Origin of the sequence: Salinibacterium sp. SWN167, from assembly GCF_015864665.1 — a bacterium.
Lineage (GTDB): Bacteria > Actinomycetota > Actinomycetes > Actinomycetales > Microbacteriaceae > Rhodoglobus.
Genome location: NZ_JADYWU010000002.1, coordinates 276,438 through 294,322, shown reverse-complemented (window position 1 = coordinate 294,322; position 17,885 = coordinate 276,438). Strand labels below are relative to the sequence as shown.

Sequence of the window (17,885 nt, the reverse complement as noted above, 5' to 3'; positions counted from 1 at the left end):
CGCACTACACACAGGCTCCGCTTATCGGCGACGAAGCTGCGTGCTGCTCTAACCCAGTTCCGGCCGGTTGTACGGAGCGGTCGGCCCGGTTTGGTTTGCGCCAGGGAAGGTAGGGCCCAAAGATCGACCCGCCCGGAGCACGAATATCAACGTCGTCACCACGAGCATTGCAGCGACTACATAGGCGGCCCCGAAGCCCAAGCTCTCAGCGAGCAAGCCGCTAACGAGCGGCCCAAGGATTCCGGCAAGGTCGCTTCCAACCCAGTACGCCGCGAGACCAAATCCAGAACGGCCGACCTTGGAATCGCCCAAAAGAGAGATAGCGGCTGTCGCGATGAGGCCACCCGCAAGTCCCAAAGTCATGAACGTGATGACCGCAATAGTGAAGTACTCCGAAAAATTCAAGCCGACGGCTGCTAAGAAAGCGAGACCGAGTCCGACGACGAGGGGTTTAATGCGCCCGATTCGGTCGGAGATGGTACCACCAGTGGATGACCCGACGATCTGCAGAACTGCAGAAATCGAGAGCAACAGTCCAATGACGCCTACCGAGTACCCGATGCTGGAGAGGTTGAGCGGCAGAGTGGTAGTGCGCATTCCATAGAAAACCCACCCCACTAGAACCTGACATGCAACAGCGGCGACGAAGAGCCGATCGGAAAAGATCGCGGCAAAAGCAGCTCTACGACCACCGATTACTCCCCCTTCGGGAGCGACCTCGGCGGGGACCGCTTTTACATCACGTGCAGAGCGGAGCAAAACCACAGTGACCGCGGATGCTAGGGCCAGCGCACCGCCATAGCCGAGAAGAGGCAACCGCGGATCGAAAATGGCAAGCAGGCCGCCAAGGGCTGGGCCTGCCACTGTCCCCAACGCCGTTGAACTGGCGAAGACGCTCATGGCCCGGCCTCTCACGGCGACGGGAGCCAGCACGAGCAGCAGCGCCGAGGATGCGATTGTGAACGCCGCGCTACCGACACCGCTGATGGTTCTGAACGTGATAAAGCCGAGATAATCAGGAGACAAGCCCGCGATAATGCTGCACACCGATTGGACCAAAAGGCCGACCCACAGAACCGTTCGGAGTCGAAGCCGGTCGAGGTATTTGGCGAACGCCAAGTTCGTGATGAGACGGGCGGCAGCGAAACCGCTAATGGCCAGGCTCATAAGAGTGGTGCCAGCATTGAACTCGCGGCCGAGCGCCGGGAGCGACGGCCCGATGACTCCGAACCCCAGCGTGACGATGAACCCTATCAGGGATACGATCCACACTTCTTTGGGAAGCCGCGCCCTAACCATTCGTTCTCTCTTCTGTCGAATTCTTCACCGCGTCCATTTCCCTGCATACAATTTAGGGGAAATCGCGCGATGTCACCTCCAGTAGAACATGGTTTGGTGGTTTAGGTATACAACAAACCGATTTGGCGTGAATTGGACCAAGATGCGGTCGCCGCAGGAGGCCACCCACACGCGTATGTGGGAGTGCGAAAATTGCGACATCAGAGAATCGAGCTGGCGTCAATCGCGGAACCGTGCGGAAAAAGCTCCGGCAGGCTACTCGGCGACGACGTGCATGGCGCGGGCGGCATCCGTGATGCTTCCCGTCAGTGACGGGTAAACAGAGAACGCGCGAGCCATTTGGTCGACGGTAAGGCGGTGCTCTACCGCGAGCGCGATCGAGATGATCAGCTCGGAGGCGTTGGGGGCAACGATGACTCCACCAATCACCGTGCCAGAACCGGTGCGAGCAAAGAGCTTCACGAAGCCGTCCTTGATGCCCATCATCTTGGCGCGCGGGTTCGATGCCAGCGGCAACTTGTAGATCGTGCCCTGAACGAGCCCGTCTTCGATCTGCTTTTGCGACCAGCCAACCGTGGCGATTTCAGGCTGAGTGAAGATGTTGGATGCCACGTTGCGCAGTTCAATCGGCGTCACGCCGTCGCCCATCGCGTGGAATACGGCGGTGCGGCCCTGCATAGAAGCAACCGAGGCGAGCGGGAAGAAGTCTGAACAGTCACCGGCCGCGTAGATCGACGGCATTGAGGTGCGGGCAACACGGTTGACCCGGATGTGACCAGACTCGGTCAGTTGCACGCCAGCCTCTTCGAGTCCGAGACCTTCGGTATTCGGCAGCGAACCCACGGCCATGAGGCAGTGGCTGCCTTCAACCGTTCGTCCGTCGCTGAGCGTAGCAATCACGCCATTCTTGGTGGTGGTGACGGATTCGGCCCGCGACTTGGAGAGCACGGTCATACCGTTGCGCTTGAACACGTCTTCAATCACGCGGGCGGCATCTTCGTCTTCACCGGGCAGCACGCGGTCGCGCGAAGAAATCAGGGTGACTTTGGCGCCGAGCGCCGTGTACGCCGACGCGAATTCGGCACCGGTTACACCGGAACCGACCACGATGAGGTGTTCGGGGGTTTCGGTGAGCGTGTAGAGCTGCGTCCACGTGAGGATGCGCTTGCCATCAGGCAGTGCGGAGTCGAGCACGCGCGGGCGGGCGCCGACCGAGACTATGACGGTGTCGGCATCCACTTCATCGAAGTCGGTTCCGGCTTTGCCCTTGCCGGTCGAGACGACCAGACGCTGCGGGCCATCGAGACGGCCTTCACCGTGGATGATGCGCACGCCAGCCTTGATGAGCTGCGACTTCATGTCGTCTGACTGCTGCTGGGCGAGGCGCATGAGGCGCGCGTTGACGGCGGCAAGGTTGACGGTGATTTCAGGGCGAACGGCACGACCGGAATCGGAGCGCGAGTAGAACTGCACGCCCAGCTCTGCGGCATCCCGAATCGCGTTGGTTGCTTCAGCAGTAGCGATGAGCGTCTTCGACGGCACCACATCGGTGAGCACAGCAGAGCCGCCAACACCTTCGCGTTCAACGAGGGTCACCTCCGCGCCGAGTTGCGCGCCCGCCAAGGCTGCTTCGTAGCCACCGGGGCCACCGCCGAGTACTGCAATTCGTTGGGTGCGCTCGAACTCATAGGCCATGCAGCAATTCTCTCGCGGTTCTGCCTCAGCGACAAACCACACACTCACACGTGTGCGTTAGCGCGCTGCTCAGGCCGAATCACCCGCGTCGTGCGCGCCGGCGTGCTCACATTCGCGCTGAATGCACCGGTGAGTCGCAGTCACCACCGTTTAGAGTGGATGCCATGTCACAGTCGCCCACCACAAACCCCCTCGACGACCCCACCGCAGACCCGTTCGCGGTCGCGAAAGACGCCGCTGCAGCAATCGCAGCCGCGACCGGCGTCGAGAAGCACGACATTGCCCTCACGCTCGGAAGCGGGTGGGGCAAAGCTGCCGACCTGATTGGTGAAACCACCGCCACGATTCCGGCCTCGGACATCCCCGGTTTCTCGAAGCCGGCCCTCGAAGGCCACGTCGGAACCCTGCGTTCAATCCTGTTGCCGAGCGGCAAGCGCGCCCTCGTCATTGGCGCTCGCACGCACTACTACGAAAACCACGGCGTTCGCCGCGTTGTTCACTCGGTACGCACCGCTGCCGCCACCGGCGCGACGACCATGATCCTCACGAACGGTGCCGGCGGCATCAAAGAGACGTGGAAGCCCGGAACCCCCGTGCTGATCAGTGATCACCTCAACCTCACGGCAGACTCGCCCCTCGAAGGTGCGACGTTCATCGACCTCACCGACCTCTACAGCAAGCGCCTACGCGAGATCGCCAAGTCGATCGATCCGAGCCTCGACGAGGGTGTGTACACCCAGTTCCGCGGCCCGCACTACGAGACCCCGGCCGAAGTGCAGATGGCTAAAACAATCGGCGGTGACATCGTGGGAATGTCCACGGCGCTCGAAGCGATTGCCGCGCGCCAGGCAGGCATGGAAATCTTGGGAATGTCCCTCATCACCAACCTTGCTGCTGGCATCCAGTCCACTCCCCTCAGCCACGAAGAAGTGATTCAGGCGGGCAAGGATGCTGAAGTACAGATCAGCAGTCTTCTCGCCCAGATTGTGACCGCACTATGAGCACCGAAATTCTCAGCACCGCCGACCTCATCGCCGCCGCGAACGCGTGGCTCGAGCAAGACCCCGACGCCGTCACCCACACCGAGCTCGAGGCTCTGATTACGGATGCCGCCCAGGGCGACGAGGCCGCCATCGCTGGCCTTCATGACCGCTTCGATTCGCGGCTCGCGTTTGGCACGGCAGGGTTGCGCGGCGAGCTCGGTGCCGGCCCGAACCGCATGAACCGGGTGTTGGTCACTCAGGCGGCCGCGGGACTTGCCGCCTATTTGCTCACCCATGAGCTCAGCCCGAGCATCGTGATCGGCTACGACGGTCGCATCAATTCTGAAGTTTTTGCTCGCGACACCGCAACCATCATGGCCGGGGCCGGTGTGCGCGCCATCCTGTTGCCCCGACTGCTGCCCACGCCCGTGCTCGCCTTCGCGGTGCGCCATCTCAACGTGAGTGCTGGCGTCATGGTTACGGCCAGCCACAACCCGGCCAACGACAACGGCTACAAGGTGTACCTCGGCGGCGACAACCACGGCTCACAGATCGTGCCGCCCGCCGACGCCGACATTGCACACGCCATTGCGATCGTCGCCAAGGGCTCGATTGCCGAGCTGCCACGCTCCACCGATTTCGTCACCACTGACGAGGGTGTTGTTGACGAATACATTGCCCGCACGGCAGCCCTCGCCGGCCCCGTCAAGGACGTCGTCTACACCTATACCGCCATGCACGGTGTGGGTTGGGAAACCAGCAAGGCCGTGTATGAGAAGGCCGGATTCGCCGCCCCCGCACTTGTCGAAGAACAAGCGCACCCTGACGCCGCGTTCCCCACCGTCGCCTTCCCCAATCCCGAAGAGCCGGGCGCCATGGATCTCAGCTTCGCGAAAGCACGCGAAGTCAGCGCCGACCTCGCCATTGCCCACGATCCCGACGCCGACCGCCTCGCCGTGGCTGTGCCCGGTCGCGACGGCGAATGGCGTCGGCTGAGCGGAAACGAAGTGGGAATTTTGCTGGGCTGGCGCGCGGCAGAACGCGCCAACGGCACTGGTGTTCTCGCGGCATCCATCGTCTCGTCTCCAGCGCTGCGTACAATCGCCGCGGGTTACAACCTGGACTACGCCGACACCCTCACGGGCTTCAAATGGATCTCCCGCATCGACGGCCTCGTGTTCGGTTATGAAGAGGCCCTTGGTTACCTCGTTGATCCCGACAAGGTGCGCGACAAAGACGGTATTTCAGCGTCGGTCGACTTCCTCTCGATGGCCGCCGAGCTCAAGGCCGAAGGCAAGACAGTGCTCGATCGTCTCGACGAGTTTGCGGCCCGCTTCGGTGCGTTTGCCTCCCGCCAGGTCTCGCTGCGCTTCACCAAGATTTCAGAGATTGGTGAGACGATGACGCGCTTGCGTGCGAACGCTCCCGCCACCGTCGGTGGTCTCGCTGTGGCATCCTTCGATGACTTTGAAAACGGTGTTGACGGCTTCGCGCCCAGCAACATCATTCGCCTGCAATTCGAGGGCGGAGCACGCGTCATCGTGCGCCCCAGTGGCACAGAGCCCAAACTCAAGTTCTATGTGGATGCCTCGAGCACGTCAGGCGAAGGCGCTGAGCGTCAGGCTGCGGCCGAAGCGGTCGCGAGCCAGCTTGAAGCGGGCATGCGCGAGATTCTCAGCTAATACCGCTGGCGCTACTGCCGAACAGCAGTGCGCAGAGAAACGTGAAGAGGGCGTCCTCGGCTCAGCCGAGGGCGTCCTCTAGTTTTTGGGCAAGCTCCGATGTGTCAAAGAGGTTCACAATCACGATGACATCGGCGTTCGTCTTGCCGATCGCCTCAACGAACTCTTGCGTCGTGAGAATAATCTGAGCATCCGCGGCAACCGTGCGAACGGTGCTCACTTCAGCGGCAACGACTGTGGCTTCGAGATCAAGCGCGCGCAACGCTCGTTCTGCGTTGACCTTGAGCACACCGGAACTGCCGATTCCCGCACCACAGATGGTCACGATTTTCACGACGGATTCACTCCCATGATGCGTTGCACCTCGGCGGGGCTCGTTGCGGCCGCCAGCTCGTTTATCGCCGAGGAGTCATTGAAGATGTTAGCGACAGCCGCGACCGCTGCCAAGTGTGCGCCTGCCTCAGAAATAGCGAGGCCAAGCACCACCCGAACCGGATCGTTGTGGGCGTGACCGAACCGCACAGGTTCTTTGAGCGTGACAACTGAGAGTCCGTTAGCGATCACTTGCGGACCGGGGCGTGCATGAGCCAAAGCAAGACCGGGCGCGATCACCACGTAGGGACCGTGATCCTCGATCATGCGGATCATCTCGTCGGCATAACCCGACTTGGCCGCGCCGGAACGCACAAGGGCTTCACCTGACAACCGCACGGCGGCACGCCAGTCAGCCGCGAAGGCATCAATTTCTATCGCTGATTCGGGCAGCGGAGGAAGGGACATAACTACGCTCTTTCAAAACCGACGCTGATGGCCTCGGAAAGCTCTTCGCGTTCTTCAAGGGGCAGGAACGCTGCGGCAGCAGCATTGAGTTGGAAGACCTCGAGGTCCGTGAGGTCGTACCCGAACGCTTCGGTGAGCAACGAGAGTTCGCGACTGAGGGTCGTGGCGCTCATGAGGCGGTTATCGGTGTTGACCGTCACGCGGAATCCGAGCTGGTAGAGCAAGTCGAAGGGGTGGTCGATGATTTCGTCGCCCCACTGCTCGATGGCACCGGTCTGAAGATTGGATGACGGGCTCAGTTCGAGCGCAATCTCACGATCCTTTACCCACTGCGCCAAATCACCCAGCGTCACGTAAGTGTTCTCGTCGTCTTCGTTGGCGATCGTGATGTCTTCAGCCAGGCGAACACCGTGACCGAGACGCAGGGCGCGCCCGTCGAAGAGTGCGCTACGGATGCTGTCGAGGCCATCCGCCTCCCCCGCGTGAACAGTGGCGGGAATGTAATTGTGCGCGAGCAGATCGAAAGCTCCGCGCATCCGGCTCGGCGGGAAGCCGGCTTCTGGGCCTGCGATGTCGAAGCCGATGACGCCACGATCGCGGTGACGGATGGCCAATTCGGCAATGTCAGTGCCACGATCGGTCTGGCGCATAGCCGTGAGCAACTGACCAACGCGGAGGCTGCGGCCGCTCGAGCGCACCGAATCCACACCCTGCTCGAGACCCTCTTGCACTGCAGCAACGGCCTGATCGAGGTCGAGTCCCTTCTGCAGGTGCTGTTCGGGTGCCCAACGGATCTCGCCATAGATGACGCCATCGTCAGCGAGGTCTTCGACGAATTCCCGTGCGACCCGCTGGAGACCCTCGGTGGTCTGCATGACGGCGATGGTGGCGTCGAAAGTCGCGAGGTAGTTCACGAGCGAGCCAGAATCGGCCTGAGTCGCAAACCACGATTTCAGCGCCTCCGAGTCATTCTCGGGGAGCGCATAGCCGACCTCGTCGGCAAGTTCAACGATGGTCTGAGGCCGCAACCCTCCATCGAGGTGATCGTGGAGGGAAACCTTGGGAAGCGCAGTAATGCTCGCGCCACCTCCGGGCATCAAAAAGTTTTCAACAGCGGCGTTCATGCCTCTAAATCTACCGTGGATCACGCTGAAAGCGCGCTGTGCCTCCGCTGAACGGCGTTACGATCCGGTGAAAGCTTCCCCGCTGAGCAGAATCGCAATTTCTTTTGCGGCGGCGGAGGCTAATTCTTGAACACGGTCCACATCCACTTCGCTGAACGTTGGTGCCACGTATGGCACCGTCAGCGCGGCCACCACCGCGCCACTCGCCCCGAGAATCGGCGCCACTACATCGGTGATTCCGGGGTGCAAGGTATCGGCGCGCACGACCGTGTCAGCCGTCAATGGTGATGTTGCCGAAAGCACCGAACCTGTCGCCGTCGTCGTCAAATCGAATGTTGCCCCGACGCGCACTCGAAAACCGAAGTCGGCGGGAGACTCCACCTGGGCGACGACACGCACTTCACTGCCATCGAGCACGGCGAGGTTGCACGATTGCCGCACCTGCTCCGCGAGAACCTGCATGATGGGTTGCGCCACGCTGACCAATCCCCGAAGTGGCGGATGCCGGTGCGCGAGCTCAAACAGCTTCATAGCCAGCGTGTAGAGCCCCGATTGCTTGTCGCGGAACACGTAGCCGCGCCGTTCGAGCGTCGACAGCACCCGGAAGATCTGACCGATGCTGCGCCCGGTTGCTTCTGCGATCTCCGACTGGCTGAGGGCGCCAGAGGTCGCTGCGAGCAGTTCGAGAATGTCGAGCCCCTTGTCGAGGGCTGGCGCGGTGTACTCGGGGGCGGTCGCCATTAGCGGTCCGCTTTCATCGTGGCGAGCATCCGACGCGCCGCTTCACGGTTGATGCTGTCGGGGACAGGCTGAGCACCCGGTTCGAGCGTGCCAGCCGCTGTCGCGATGCGTTCGAGGGAAAGCGCTTGAAGCAGAAACCCGAGATCCATCGATTCGATCGAGTTGCCCCGAGCCTCGCGCCCCGCGAGATTGATCATGCGGCCGTCCGCGAGCAAGGTGATGTGGCGGTTTCCCGGGAGGTCAACTCGCTCGATTGCACCGTCGATCACTGTCGTACTCGTCGCCACATCACGCAGAGCCAGAACGTCGATTTCCCAGTCGAAGTGACCGCAGTTCACGAGCATCGCTCCGTCTGCGACAACCTCGAAGAAGTCGGTAGCGAGAACCTGCGGATGGCCGGTTGCCGTGATGAAGACCTCGCCCCAACCGGCGAGGTCGAACACATTTGCCACTCGATAGCCATCGAGTGCTGCCTCAAGGGCCTTGATCTCATCGACCTCTACGACAGCGACTTTGCCACCCAGAGCACGAAGATAATGCGCCACGCCGCGACCACACCAGCCGTAGCCGACCACCACGAAGCGGCGCCCAGAGACCATGACGTTCGTGACACGCATAAAGCTCTCAACAACTGACTGTCCTGCCGCATGCTTGTTTTCGTTGATCACAGTCAGTGGGTTGTCGTCGATAACGATGATGGGAAAACGGATGTGCCGAGCGAGCTCCTCGCGTAGCCGGTAACTTCCTGAGGTGGTTTCTTCGGTACCGCCGACGATGCGCTCGGTGTCCCCGAGCTCAACGAGACGAGCAACCAGGCCCGCGCCGTTGTCGAGGATGATGTCTGGTTTCGACTCCACCACGTTCCGGATATGCGCCTCGTATTCGCACTCAGAGTCATCTCGGGCACCAAAAATCGTCATTCCCTGCGAGCGCAAATAGGCAACAACATCATCCTGCGTCGACCCGAGATTGCCGGTCGCTACGATCTCCGCTCCCCCGGCCTTCAGGGTTTCAAGCAACACTGCGGTCTTCGGCTCGAGGTGCATCGCCATGCCGATGCGGTGCCCAGCGAAGGGTTTCGTCTGCTCGAATCGCTCTCGCACTTCGGCGAGCAACGGCATGCGAGATCTCACCCAGAGCAACCGGGCGGTCGCACCCGCAATAAGATCATTTGTCATATCTTCACTCTACATATATGAATGGGGTTTTCATATATGCTTTTCGCTATGGCTGAAAAAATTATCCTCGACTGCGATCCCGGGCACGACGACGCGATTGCGATCCTGCTCGCTCACGGTAGCCCCCACATCGAACTCCTCGGAGTCACGACTGTGATGGGCAATCAGACCATTGAGAAAGTCACTCGCAACGCTCTAGCCGTTGCCCGCGTCGCCGGCATCACCGATGTGCCCTTCGCTCGCGGAGCCCACCGCCCGCTTGTGCGCGAAGTCGAAGTAGCCGAATCCATTCACGGCGAATCCGGTCTCGACGGCCCCGTGCTCCCCGAACCCCTTATTGAGTTGGACGCTCGTCACGCCGTCGATTTCATCATCGACACCGTGATGCAGAACGAGCCAGGCACTGTCACTCTCGTACCCACCGGAGCCCTCACCAACCTCGCCCTCGCCGTGCGCAAAGAACCGCGCATTGCGCAGCGCGTGAAGCAGGTCGTCATGATGGGTGGCGGCGTCAACGTCGGCAATTGGAGCGCGACCGCCGAGTTCAACATTGTGATCGACCCCGAAGCAGCGCACATCGTCGTCAACGAATCCTGGCCGCTCACCATGGTGGGCATTGACGTCACTCACGACGCCCTTGCAACCGACGACGTCGCCGCTGCGATCGCCGCCGTGGGCACCGCTCCCGCAGCATTCGTCGGCGAGCTTCTTGAATTCTTCGGCACCACCTACCGCGAAGCTCAAGGCTTCGAGCACCCTCCCGTGCACGACCCGTGTGCCGTCGCCTTTGTGATCGACCCGACCATCATGGAAACCGCAAAGGTGCCCCTCAACGTCGAGCTCACGGGAACGCTCACCCTCGGCATGACCGTCACCGACTTCCGCGCACCGGCTCCCGACGACTGCACGACTCAGGTCGCACGCAATATCGACGTTCCCAAGTTCTGGGGCATGATCGTCGACGCCCTCGAACGCATCGGCGACCCTAAGCTCTAAACCTTCAGCGCACGCGCGCGACGCTTGCGTGCGCCAAGATCGACAACACCGATAAGCATCGCGATCGAGAAGAACAGCGTCGTGGCGAGCATCCCCGTGCCGTAAGCATGGTGGTACAGCTCGACCGTGCTGTCGCCGTTGTTGCGTTCGTTATAGAGCGTGGAATAAAACAACGACAGTGCTACGGCGGTGCCGATTGCCGTGCCAATACGTTGGCCAAGTTGCCCCACGGATCCCGCCAGGCCGCCCTCGACGGGCGAAATATCGTGCAGCGTGAGGGTCTGGTTTGGCGAAACGACGAGCCCACCGCCGGCGCCTCCGACAATCAAGGCTGCCGCCATGACGTAGGGCGTCAGCTGGGGCGGAGTCAGTATCGCGGCAGCCATGAGAAGCCCGAGCCCGACGAGCAAGATCGCAAGCCCCACCACCACGAGCGACCGGCCATAACGTTCGACGAGGATGCCCCCGCGCCACGACGACACCGCGCTCGTGAGCGCAAAACCAATCGTTACCATCCCCGCGAAGACGGGTTCGAGACCAAGCCCCAACTGCAGGTAGAGCGTCGTCATGAGGAACATCGCTGGCATCGCCGCAAAGTACACGGTCGCGAGCAACGTTCCGTTGCGGAACGAGCTGATGCGGAATAGCTGAAGCGGAACGAGAGGCGCCCGTCCCCCTGCTGCGTAACGACGCTCCCACGAGACGAAAGCGGCGGCAGAAAGCACAAAAAGCACCAGCAACCACCAGCGGTTCGGGTCATCCGTCGGAGCACCCGTCGTAAAGAGGAACGGCCACATCAGCGCAAGCACCGTGACACCGAAGATCGCGATACCGACCGGGTCGAGGCTGAGACGCTCGTAGCTGGCTTTGGAGGTAGCGGGGAGAATGCGCCACGCCAGAATGAGGGCGATAATGCCGAGAGGCACATTCATCCAGAAGATGTAACGCCAGCCGTCGTCAGCGCCGCCAATCGCGATCATGAGCCCGCCAAGGGTGGGGCCGAAGGCGGTGGCAACACCGATCATCGCGCCAAACAGGCCAAAAGCGCGGCCGCGCTCCGGCCCACGGAACAACTGCTGAATAAGGCCAATGACCTGAGGCATCTGGATGCCAGCCGCGACACCCTGCAACAATCGGAACACCAACAACAGGGTCGCATTCGGGGCGAGCGCACACGCGACACTGGCGAGAGTGAAGAGCGTCAGCCCCACGAGAAACAGCTTCTTGCGCGAACGCTGATCGCCGAGGCGGCCCGCCGGCACGAGAACAAGCCCAAATGTCAGCACATAGCCCGAGACGATGAGCTGCAGTTGAGTGGATGTTGCGCCGAGAGCATCCTCGATCGACGGAAGGGCCACGTTGACCTTCGAGAGGTCAAGAATCGTGATGGCGGCAACCACCACGCACACCCAGAAGGCACGCCACTTAGCCGAGTGTTCGGCTTCGGTTTCGGTAGTGTGTGCGCCACTCAGGGCCGGATCAGCGCTGGCGGCGGTCTCATCCGCGGTCGTCATTGAGACAACATTACGTCAGCGGATGAGACCCACCGTTCAGCTTACGAAGCCAGAATGCAGGGGCGTGCTCTAATCGATGCGCCCAGCAATAAGCGGGCCACCATCGTGGATGGTGTCCCCGGCATCGCCGATGCGGTAAGCGCCCTCGAGCGACTCAAGTGCGCGCTCAAAACGAGCAGGCTCGTCGGCGTGCATTGTGAACAACGGCTCGCCCTTGCGCACAGCGTCGCCCGGCTTGGCATGCAGATCGATGCCAGCGGCGTGCTGCACTGGGTCTTGTTTGCGAGCACGACCGGCGCCCAGACGCCACGCAGCAACACCAAACGGGAGAGCTTCTTGTTCGACGAGTACGCCATCGCGCTCGGCGACAACAACATGGCTTTCCTTGGGCTGCGGCAAGGCAGCATCCGGGTCTCCGCCTTGAGCGGAGATCATGCCGCGCCAGGCATCCATCGCTTGGCCGTTGTCGAGAGCAGCTTCCACATCCGCATCTTCGTGGCCAACCTGAGCCAACATTTCGCGGGCAAGCGCTACCGTCAACGCGCGCACATCGGAGGGACCGCCGCCGGCAAGAACCTCCACCGACTCGCGCACTTCATTAGCGTTTCCGATGGTGAGACCGAGGGGAACGTTCATGTTGGTGAGCAGCGCAACAGTCTTGACTCCCGCATCCTTGCCCAGGCGAACCATGGTTTCGGCGAGCTCGCGACTGCGATCGGCATCCTTCATGAAAGCGCCAGAGCCGAACTTAACATCGAGCACGAGGGCCGACGTTCCTTCGGCGATTTTCTTACTCATGATCGAGGATGCAATCAGCGGAATCGCCTCGACGGTTCCGGTGATGTCGCGCAGGGCATACAACTTCTTGTCGGCCGGAGCGAGCCCCGAGCCTGCGGCACAGATAACGCCACCGACGCCGCGAAGCTGCGCGTAGAACTCTTCATTGGTGAGGTCTGCACGCCAGCCCGGGATGCTCTCGAGCTTGTCGAGGGTTCCACCGGTGTGGCCAAGACCGCGACCCGAAAGCTGCGGAACAGCAACGCCGAAGGAAGCGACAAGCGGCGCGAGCGGCAAGGTGATCTTGTCGCCCACTCCACCGGTGGAGTGCTTGTCGGTCGTGGGCTTGCCCAGTCCTTCGAAGCTCAGCGTCTCGCCGCTGGCGATCATGGCGAGGGTGAGGTCGCGGATCTCTTCGCGCTCCATGCCGTTGATGAAGATGGCCATTGTCATGGCAGCCATCTGCTCGTCGCCGACGTAACCGCGAGTGTAGGCATCCACGAGCCAGTTGATCTGGTCGGTGCTCAGCACACCCTTGTCACGCTTGGTGTGGATGAGGTCTACGGCGTCGAAACGCTCGATTGCTGGCTCTGCTGCTGTGTTATTCACCGCGGTACTCCTCAAGGGTGCGTGGCCCGAACGCGTCGGGGATCACTTCGTCAATCGTTTTGATGCCAGAAACCGTCTCCAGCAGCATGCCATCAGCGGAGTGCTCAAAGAGCAACTGACGACAGCGGCCGCACGGCATGAGGGCGTTGCCCTTGCCATCAACACACGTGAAGGCGACGAGCTTGCCGCCACCCGACATGTGTAGCGCTGACACCATGGAACATTCGGCGCACAGCGTGAGGCCATAGGAGGCGTTCTCCACGTTCGCGCCCGAAATTACCCGGCCGTCGTCGACAATTGCGGCGACGCCGACCGGGAACTTCGAATAAGGAACGTAGGCGTGGGTAAGGGCTTCTGTGGCGACGAGCCTCAGCGCATCCCAGTCAATAGATTGCGGCTCAATCGTCATAGCGTTACCCCTTTATGTATGGTGTTCCGGATGCTGCTGGCGGCCGGGACTTTCCGACCAGACCGGCAACGGCGATGATTGTCACCACGTACGGCAGCATGAGCATGAACTCGCTCGGCACCGGCGAACCAACAACGCTGAGAGCATTCTGCAGGTTGCTGGCAAAACCGAAGAGCAGCGCAGCGAGCGTTGCCTTGATGGGATCCCAGCGACCGAAGATCACCGCGGCGAGAGCGATGAAGCCGGCGCCCGCCGTGACGTCCTTGCCGAACTGACCTGTCTGGCTCAGCGTGATGAATGCTCCACCCAGTCCGGCAATCGCACCGGCAAGGGCGACGTTCCAGAAGCGGGTGAGCGTCACATTGATACCGACAGTGTCAGCAGCCTTGGGGTGCTCACCGACCGCGCGCAGGCGCAGTCCCCAGCGAGTGCGGTACAGCGCGAAGGCTACAGCGGCAACGATGATGTACAGCAGGTACACGATCAGAGTTTGCTTGAACAGCACCGGTCCGATGATCGGGATGCCGCTCAAGATCGGAATCGATAGCGTCGAGAACCCTTCAGGATTGTTCAGCTGCTCGGGGTTGTCCGTAAGCCACGTCGAGTAGAGGAATCCGGTGAGCCCGGATACCAGAACGTTGATGACAACACCAACGATGATCTGATTGACGAGGTACTTGATCGCGAAGACCGAGAGCAAGAACGAGACGAGCATTCCGGCGACAGCTGCCGCAAAGAGTCCCGCGAATGCGGAGCCAGTGAGGGTTCCGACGACGGCGGAGACAAACGCACCGGCCAGCAATTGGGCTTCGATAGCGATGTTGACGACACCGACGCGCTCGGAGATGACGCCACCGAGAGCACCGAACACGAGTGGAACGGCAAGCACAAGCGAGCCAGCCAGCAGTTCAGGAACGCGAAGCGTCTCATCGGCAGCAGCCCACGTGAGGAAGCCGGTGAGAGCGAGAATCGCACCCACGATCGGAATCCACTTAGGAACTGCGCGATCCTTCGAAATCATGAATGCCGAGCCGACCGCGATGAGCGCGGTCAGGATCGTCACGATAACACCGGTGGCCAGAGCAGGCAGGTGAACGATGGGCAACTGAATCAGGTCAGTGCCCGTGGAGAGGTTGAACCCGGTGGGGGCGTCCTCAGCGAACCCGATGAAGAGCACGCCAGAGATAAGCGAAACAATCGCAAAAGCGATCGGGAGCTTCCAACTACGACGGTCGATCTTCGATCCGCCGTGAGTCTTGACTTCGGAGGTTGTGGTGAGAGTCATTAGCTGACCACCTTCTTTGCGCGAGCGCCGGGTTGCGGCAGTCGGAACACAGCCCTCACGAGCGGCGGAGCTGCGATAAACAGAACGATGAGGGACTGGACAACCAGCACGATGTCGATCGGGATGCCCTGAGACGCCTGCATCGTGAATCCACCGGCTTTGAAAGCGCCGAACAGGATTCCTGCAGCGAAGGTTCCCCAGGGAGTAGAACGGCCGAGGAGCGCAACGGTAATGGCATCGAAGCCGATTCCCGCATCGACCCCAGAGGTAAATCCACTCGTGGTCGTTCCGAGCACCTCGGTGCTCGCAGCGAGACCGGCGTAGCCACCTGCAATCAGCATGACGTAGATGTAGATGCGCTCAACCTTGACCCCGGCAACGCGAGCCGCGTGAGGGTTGAGGCCCACAGCGCGGAACTTGAAACCGAGGCTAGAGCGGTCGATGAGCCACCAGGCCACAACGGTCGCGGCAACCACGAGCACGAAGCCCCAGTGCAGTTTGAACCCGTCGCCGAAAATGGGCTGCAGAATCGCGTTTTCTGCTGCCGGCGGTGTCTTCGGGTTGTTGGAACCAGGGTTCTTGAGCAGGTCGGTACGCAGCAAGAAGCTGATCAGGTAGTAGGCAACGTAGTTGAGCATGATCGTGACGATCACCTCATGAGCGCCGGTGCGAGCTTTCAAGAGGCCAGCAATCGCACCCCAAAGGGCACCACCGATGATTCCCATGATCACTGCAACGGTGACGTGGATGACGATGGGCAGATCCCACGCGAAGCTCGCGTAACCAGCGAATGCGGCACCGACGATGATCTGACCGCGGCCACCAATGTTGAACAAACCAACACGGAACGCGATCGCGACACCGAGGCCGGCGGCGATCAATGGAGTTGCGAAGACCAAGGTTTGTGTCAGCGGCTTGATGGCCGAGAGAAAGTCGTCACGACGGAAGTCGTAGATCGATCCTTGGAAGAGAGCCAGGTAGGCACCACCGACGGCAGAGCCAATAGCAGCGAAGAAATCGCCGGGGCGCGCGAAGAAGTATCCGGCCGCCTCTTGCACGTCGGAATCGGTGAAGGCAATGAGCACGCCACCAATCAGGATGGCCAAGACGACGGCGAGCAGCGACAGCAGTGCGTTGCCCGAGGCGATTTCGCGGAACGCATTCGTCCAGCGGACGGTGTCCTGATTTGTTTCCGAGGTCGTGGCAGTCTCTGTCACGGCCGCTTCTTCAGCTTTCAGGTCTTCAGGCTTCTGGTCTTCAGGTTTCTGTGGTGTTGGCTCGCTCATGCTGCCTCCTCCGTAATGCGTTCGCCGGCCATCATGAGGCCGAGTTTTTCGCGCGGGGTATCCGCAGGCACGATTCCAACAATTTGTCCCTTGTACATGACCGCGATGCGGTCAGCGAGGGAAACGACTTCGTCGAGTTCAGTCGAGACGACGATCACGGGCACACCGCGATCACGCACTCGAACGATCTGCTCGTGAACAAACTCGATCGAACCAACGTCGAGTCCACGCGTGGGCTGCGAAACGACCAACAACGACAGCTCGCGGCTGAGTTCTCGAGCCAGCACTACCTTCTGCTGGTTACCACCCGAGAGCTTCGAGACGAGCTCGCCAATGCTCTGAGCGCGGATGTCGTATTCTTCAAGCTTCTCGGTCGCGAACTCGGTGAGCACGTCCGTTTGCAACGTGCCGTACTTGACGAACGGTTCCCCGTCACTACGGTCGAGCATCAAGTTTTCGGCAACCGAGAACGCACCGACGAGACCATCGAGAGTGCGGTCTTCCGGCACATATCCAACGCCGGCATCAAGGATTTGGCGGGCGTTGAGCCCGAGCAATTCGATGCCGTTCAACGCAATTGACCCGGATGCTCGCTCTTGCATGCCGAGCAGCGCTTCGGCCAGTTCAGTTTGACCGTTGCCCTGTACGCCCGCGATGCACAGGATCTCTCCACCCTGAATCGTGACGCTGAGGTCTTTGACTGCACGGTGCCCAAGTTCATCAGCGATCGATAGTTTGTCGATCACGAGGGAGTTGTCGGTGAGCTGCGCCGGAGCCTTGTCGATGGTGAGGTCGACAGCGCGGCCGACCATAAGCGATGCCAGTTCTTCCTTGTTCGCACTCGGGTCTGCTTCGCCGACAACTTTTCCGAGGCGGATGACGGTGATGCGGTCCGCTACTTCGCGGACTTCACGCAACTTGTGCGTGATGAAAACAATGGAGGTGCCTTCGGATTTGAGCTGGCGCATAATGGCCATGAACTCGTCTGTCTCTTGAGGCGTGAGCACGGCGGTCGGCTCATCGAAGACCAGAATTTTAGCTTCACGAGAGAGCGCCTTGACGATCTCTACACGCTGCTGCACGCCAACCGGTAGATCTTCAACGAGAGCGTCCGGGTCGATGTCGAACCCGAAGCGAGCGGATATGTCGCGCACGAGGGTGCGGGCGGCTTCGAGGTTGAGGAGCCCGGGGCCATAGACCTCTTCGTGGCCGAGCGCCACGTTCTCTGCGACCGTGAACACGGGGATCAGCATGAAGTGTTGGTGGACCATGCCGATACCGGAGCGCATCGCGTCTCCTGGGCCCGCAAAGTGACGCACCTCGTCATCGATGAGAATTTCGCCCTCTTCAGCCTGATACAGGCCGTAGAGCACATTCATCAACGTTGACTTGCCCGCGCCATTCTCGCCGAGGAGGCAGTGGATTTCGCCCTCTTCGACAGTGAGATCAATATGATCATTCGCGATCAGGTCACCGAAGCGCTTGGTTATACCTCGCAGCTCAAGCTTCACAATCTCTCCTCAGTAC

16 protein-coding genes are annotated in these 17,885 nt (G+C 61.0%); 3 read left to right on the top strand and 13 right to left on the bottom strand.

Annotated features, from left to right (window positions below):
* Positions 1-48: 48 nt before the first annotated feature.
* The gene (locus I6E60_RS11325; protein WP_197125883.1) at positions 49-1,299 is read right to left on the bottom strand and encodes an MFS transporter; all 1,251 of its coding nucleotides are present in this window, start codon (positions 1,297-1,299) and stop codon (positions 49-51) included.
* Positions 1,300-1,554: 255 nt separating this feature from the next.
* On the bottom strand, positions 1,555-2,994 hold the full coding sequence (locus tag I6E60_RS11320) for an NAD(P)H-quinone dehydrogenase (protein WP_197180411.1): 1,440 nt from the start codon (positions 2,992-2,994) through the stop codon (positions 1,555-1,557).
* Positions 2,995-3,158: 164 nt separating this feature from the next.
* Here I6E60_RS11320 and I6E60_RS11315 point away from each other — a divergent pair, with 164 nt between their 5' ends.
* Both I6E60_RS11315 and I6E60_RS11310 read left to right on the top strand, forming a co-directional pair.
* Positions 3,159-3,995 (top strand): purine-nucleoside phosphorylase, encoded by an 837-nt coding sequence (locus I6E60_RS11315; protein ID WP_197125887.1) that lies wholly within the window; start codon positions 3,159-3,161, stop codon positions 3,993-3,995.
* Positions 3,992-5,659, top strand: coding sequence for a phospho-sugar mutase (locus tag I6E60_RS11310; RefSeq protein ID WP_197180409.1), 1,668 nt, complete (start codon positions 3,992-3,994; stop codon positions 5,657-5,659). Before I6E60_RS11315 ends, I6E60_RS11310 begins: the two co-directional genes overlap by 4 nt.
* 61 nt (positions 5,660-5,720) lie before the next feature.
* Here I6E60_RS11310 and I6E60_RS11305 read toward each other — a convergent pair whose 3' ends face one another.
* Genes I6E60_RS11305 through I6E60_RS11285 form a run of 5 tightly spaced genes read right to left on the bottom strand, consistent with a single transcriptional unit; the run spans position 5,721 to position 9,482 of the window.
* Positions 5,721-5,993, bottom strand: coding sequence for a PTS sugar transporter subunit IIB (locus tag I6E60_RS11305; RefSeq protein WP_197107762.1), 273 nt, complete (start codon positions 5,991-5,993; stop codon positions 5,721-5,723).
* Positions 5,990-6,439 carry a PTS sugar transporter subunit IIA gene (locus I6E60_RS11300; RefSeq protein ID WP_197180407.1) on the bottom strand — a complete coding sequence of 150 codons (450 nt, stop codon included), beginning with the start codon at positions 6,437-6,439 and terminating at the stop codon, positions 5,990-5,992. The genes I6E60_RS11305 and I6E60_RS11300 overlap by 4 nt, the downstream gene beginning before the upstream one ends.
* Positions 6,440-6,441: 2 nt before the next feature.
* Complete coding sequence (locus tag I6E60_RS11295; RefSeq protein ID WP_197180405.1) at positions 6,442-7,563, bottom strand: adenosine deaminase; 1,122 nt, start codon at positions 7,561-7,563, stop codon at positions 6,442-6,444.
* A gap of 57 nt (positions 7,564-7,620) precedes the next feature.
* On the bottom strand, positions 7,621-8,304 hold the full coding sequence (locus tag I6E60_RS11290) for an IclR family transcriptional regulator (RefSeq protein ID WP_197125893.1): 684 nt from the start codon (positions 8,302-8,304) through the stop codon (positions 7,621-7,623).
* Positions 8,304-9,482, bottom strand: coding sequence for an adenosylhomocysteinase (locus I6E60_RS11285; RefSeq protein WP_197125894.1), 1,179 nt, complete (start codon positions 9,480-9,482; stop codon positions 8,304-8,306). Before I6E60_RS11285 ends, I6E60_RS11290 begins: the two co-directional genes overlap by 1 nt.
* Before the next feature lie 48 nt (positions 9,483-9,530).
* On the opposite strand from I6E60_RS11285, the gene I6E60_RS11280 reads away from it, so the two are divergent.
* Positions 9,531-10,478 carry a nucleoside hydrolase gene (locus I6E60_RS11280; RefSeq protein WP_197125895.1) on the top strand — a complete coding sequence of 316 codons (948 nt, stop codon included), beginning with the start codon at positions 9,531-9,533 and terminating at the stop codon, positions 10,476-10,478.
* Here the strand turns inward: I6E60_RS11280 and I6E60_RS11275 are convergent.
* From I6E60_RS11275 to I6E60_RS11250, 6 genes are all read right to left on the bottom strand, one after another.
* Entirely contained in the window at positions 10,475-11,992 is a 1,518-nt protein-coding gene (locus I6E60_RS11275; RefSeq protein ID WP_197180403.1) for an MFS transporter, read from the bottom strand. The two genes, I6E60_RS11280 and I6E60_RS11275, sit on opposite strands and share 4 nt — an antisense overlap.
* 69 nt (positions 11,993-12,061) lie before the next feature.
* Positions 12,062-13,378 (bottom strand): thymidine phosphorylase, encoded by a 1,317-nt coding sequence (locus I6E60_RS11270; RefSeq protein ID WP_197180401.1) that lies wholly within the window; start codon positions 13,376-13,378, stop codon positions 12,062-12,064.
* Positions 13,371-13,787 carry a cytidine deaminase gene (locus I6E60_RS11265; protein ID WP_197125899.1) on the bottom strand — a complete coding sequence of 139 codons (417 nt, stop codon included), beginning with the start codon at positions 13,785-13,787 and terminating at the stop codon, positions 13,371-13,373. The genes I6E60_RS11270 and I6E60_RS11265 overlap by 8 nt, the downstream gene beginning before the upstream one ends.
* Before the next feature lie 4 nt (positions 13,788-13,791).
* Complete coding sequence (locus tag I6E60_RS11260) at positions 13,792-15,072, bottom strand: ABC transporter permease (RefSeq protein ID WP_197125900.1); 1,281 nt, start codon at positions 15,070-15,072, stop codon at positions 13,792-13,794.
* Positions 15,072-16,358, bottom strand: coding sequence for an ABC transporter permease (locus I6E60_RS11255; protein ID WP_197125901.1), 1,287 nt, complete (start codon positions 16,356-16,358; stop codon positions 15,072-15,074). Before I6E60_RS11255 ends, I6E60_RS11260 begins: the two co-directional genes overlap by 1 nt.
* On the bottom strand, positions 16,355-17,869 hold the full coding sequence (locus I6E60_RS11250; RefSeq protein WP_197125902.1) for an ABC transporter ATP-binding protein: 1,515 nt from the start codon (positions 17,867-17,869) through the stop codon (positions 16,355-16,357). Before I6E60_RS11250 ends, I6E60_RS11255 begins: the two co-directional genes overlap by 4 nt.
* Between the last annotated feature and the right edge of the window lie 16 nt (positions 17,870-17,885).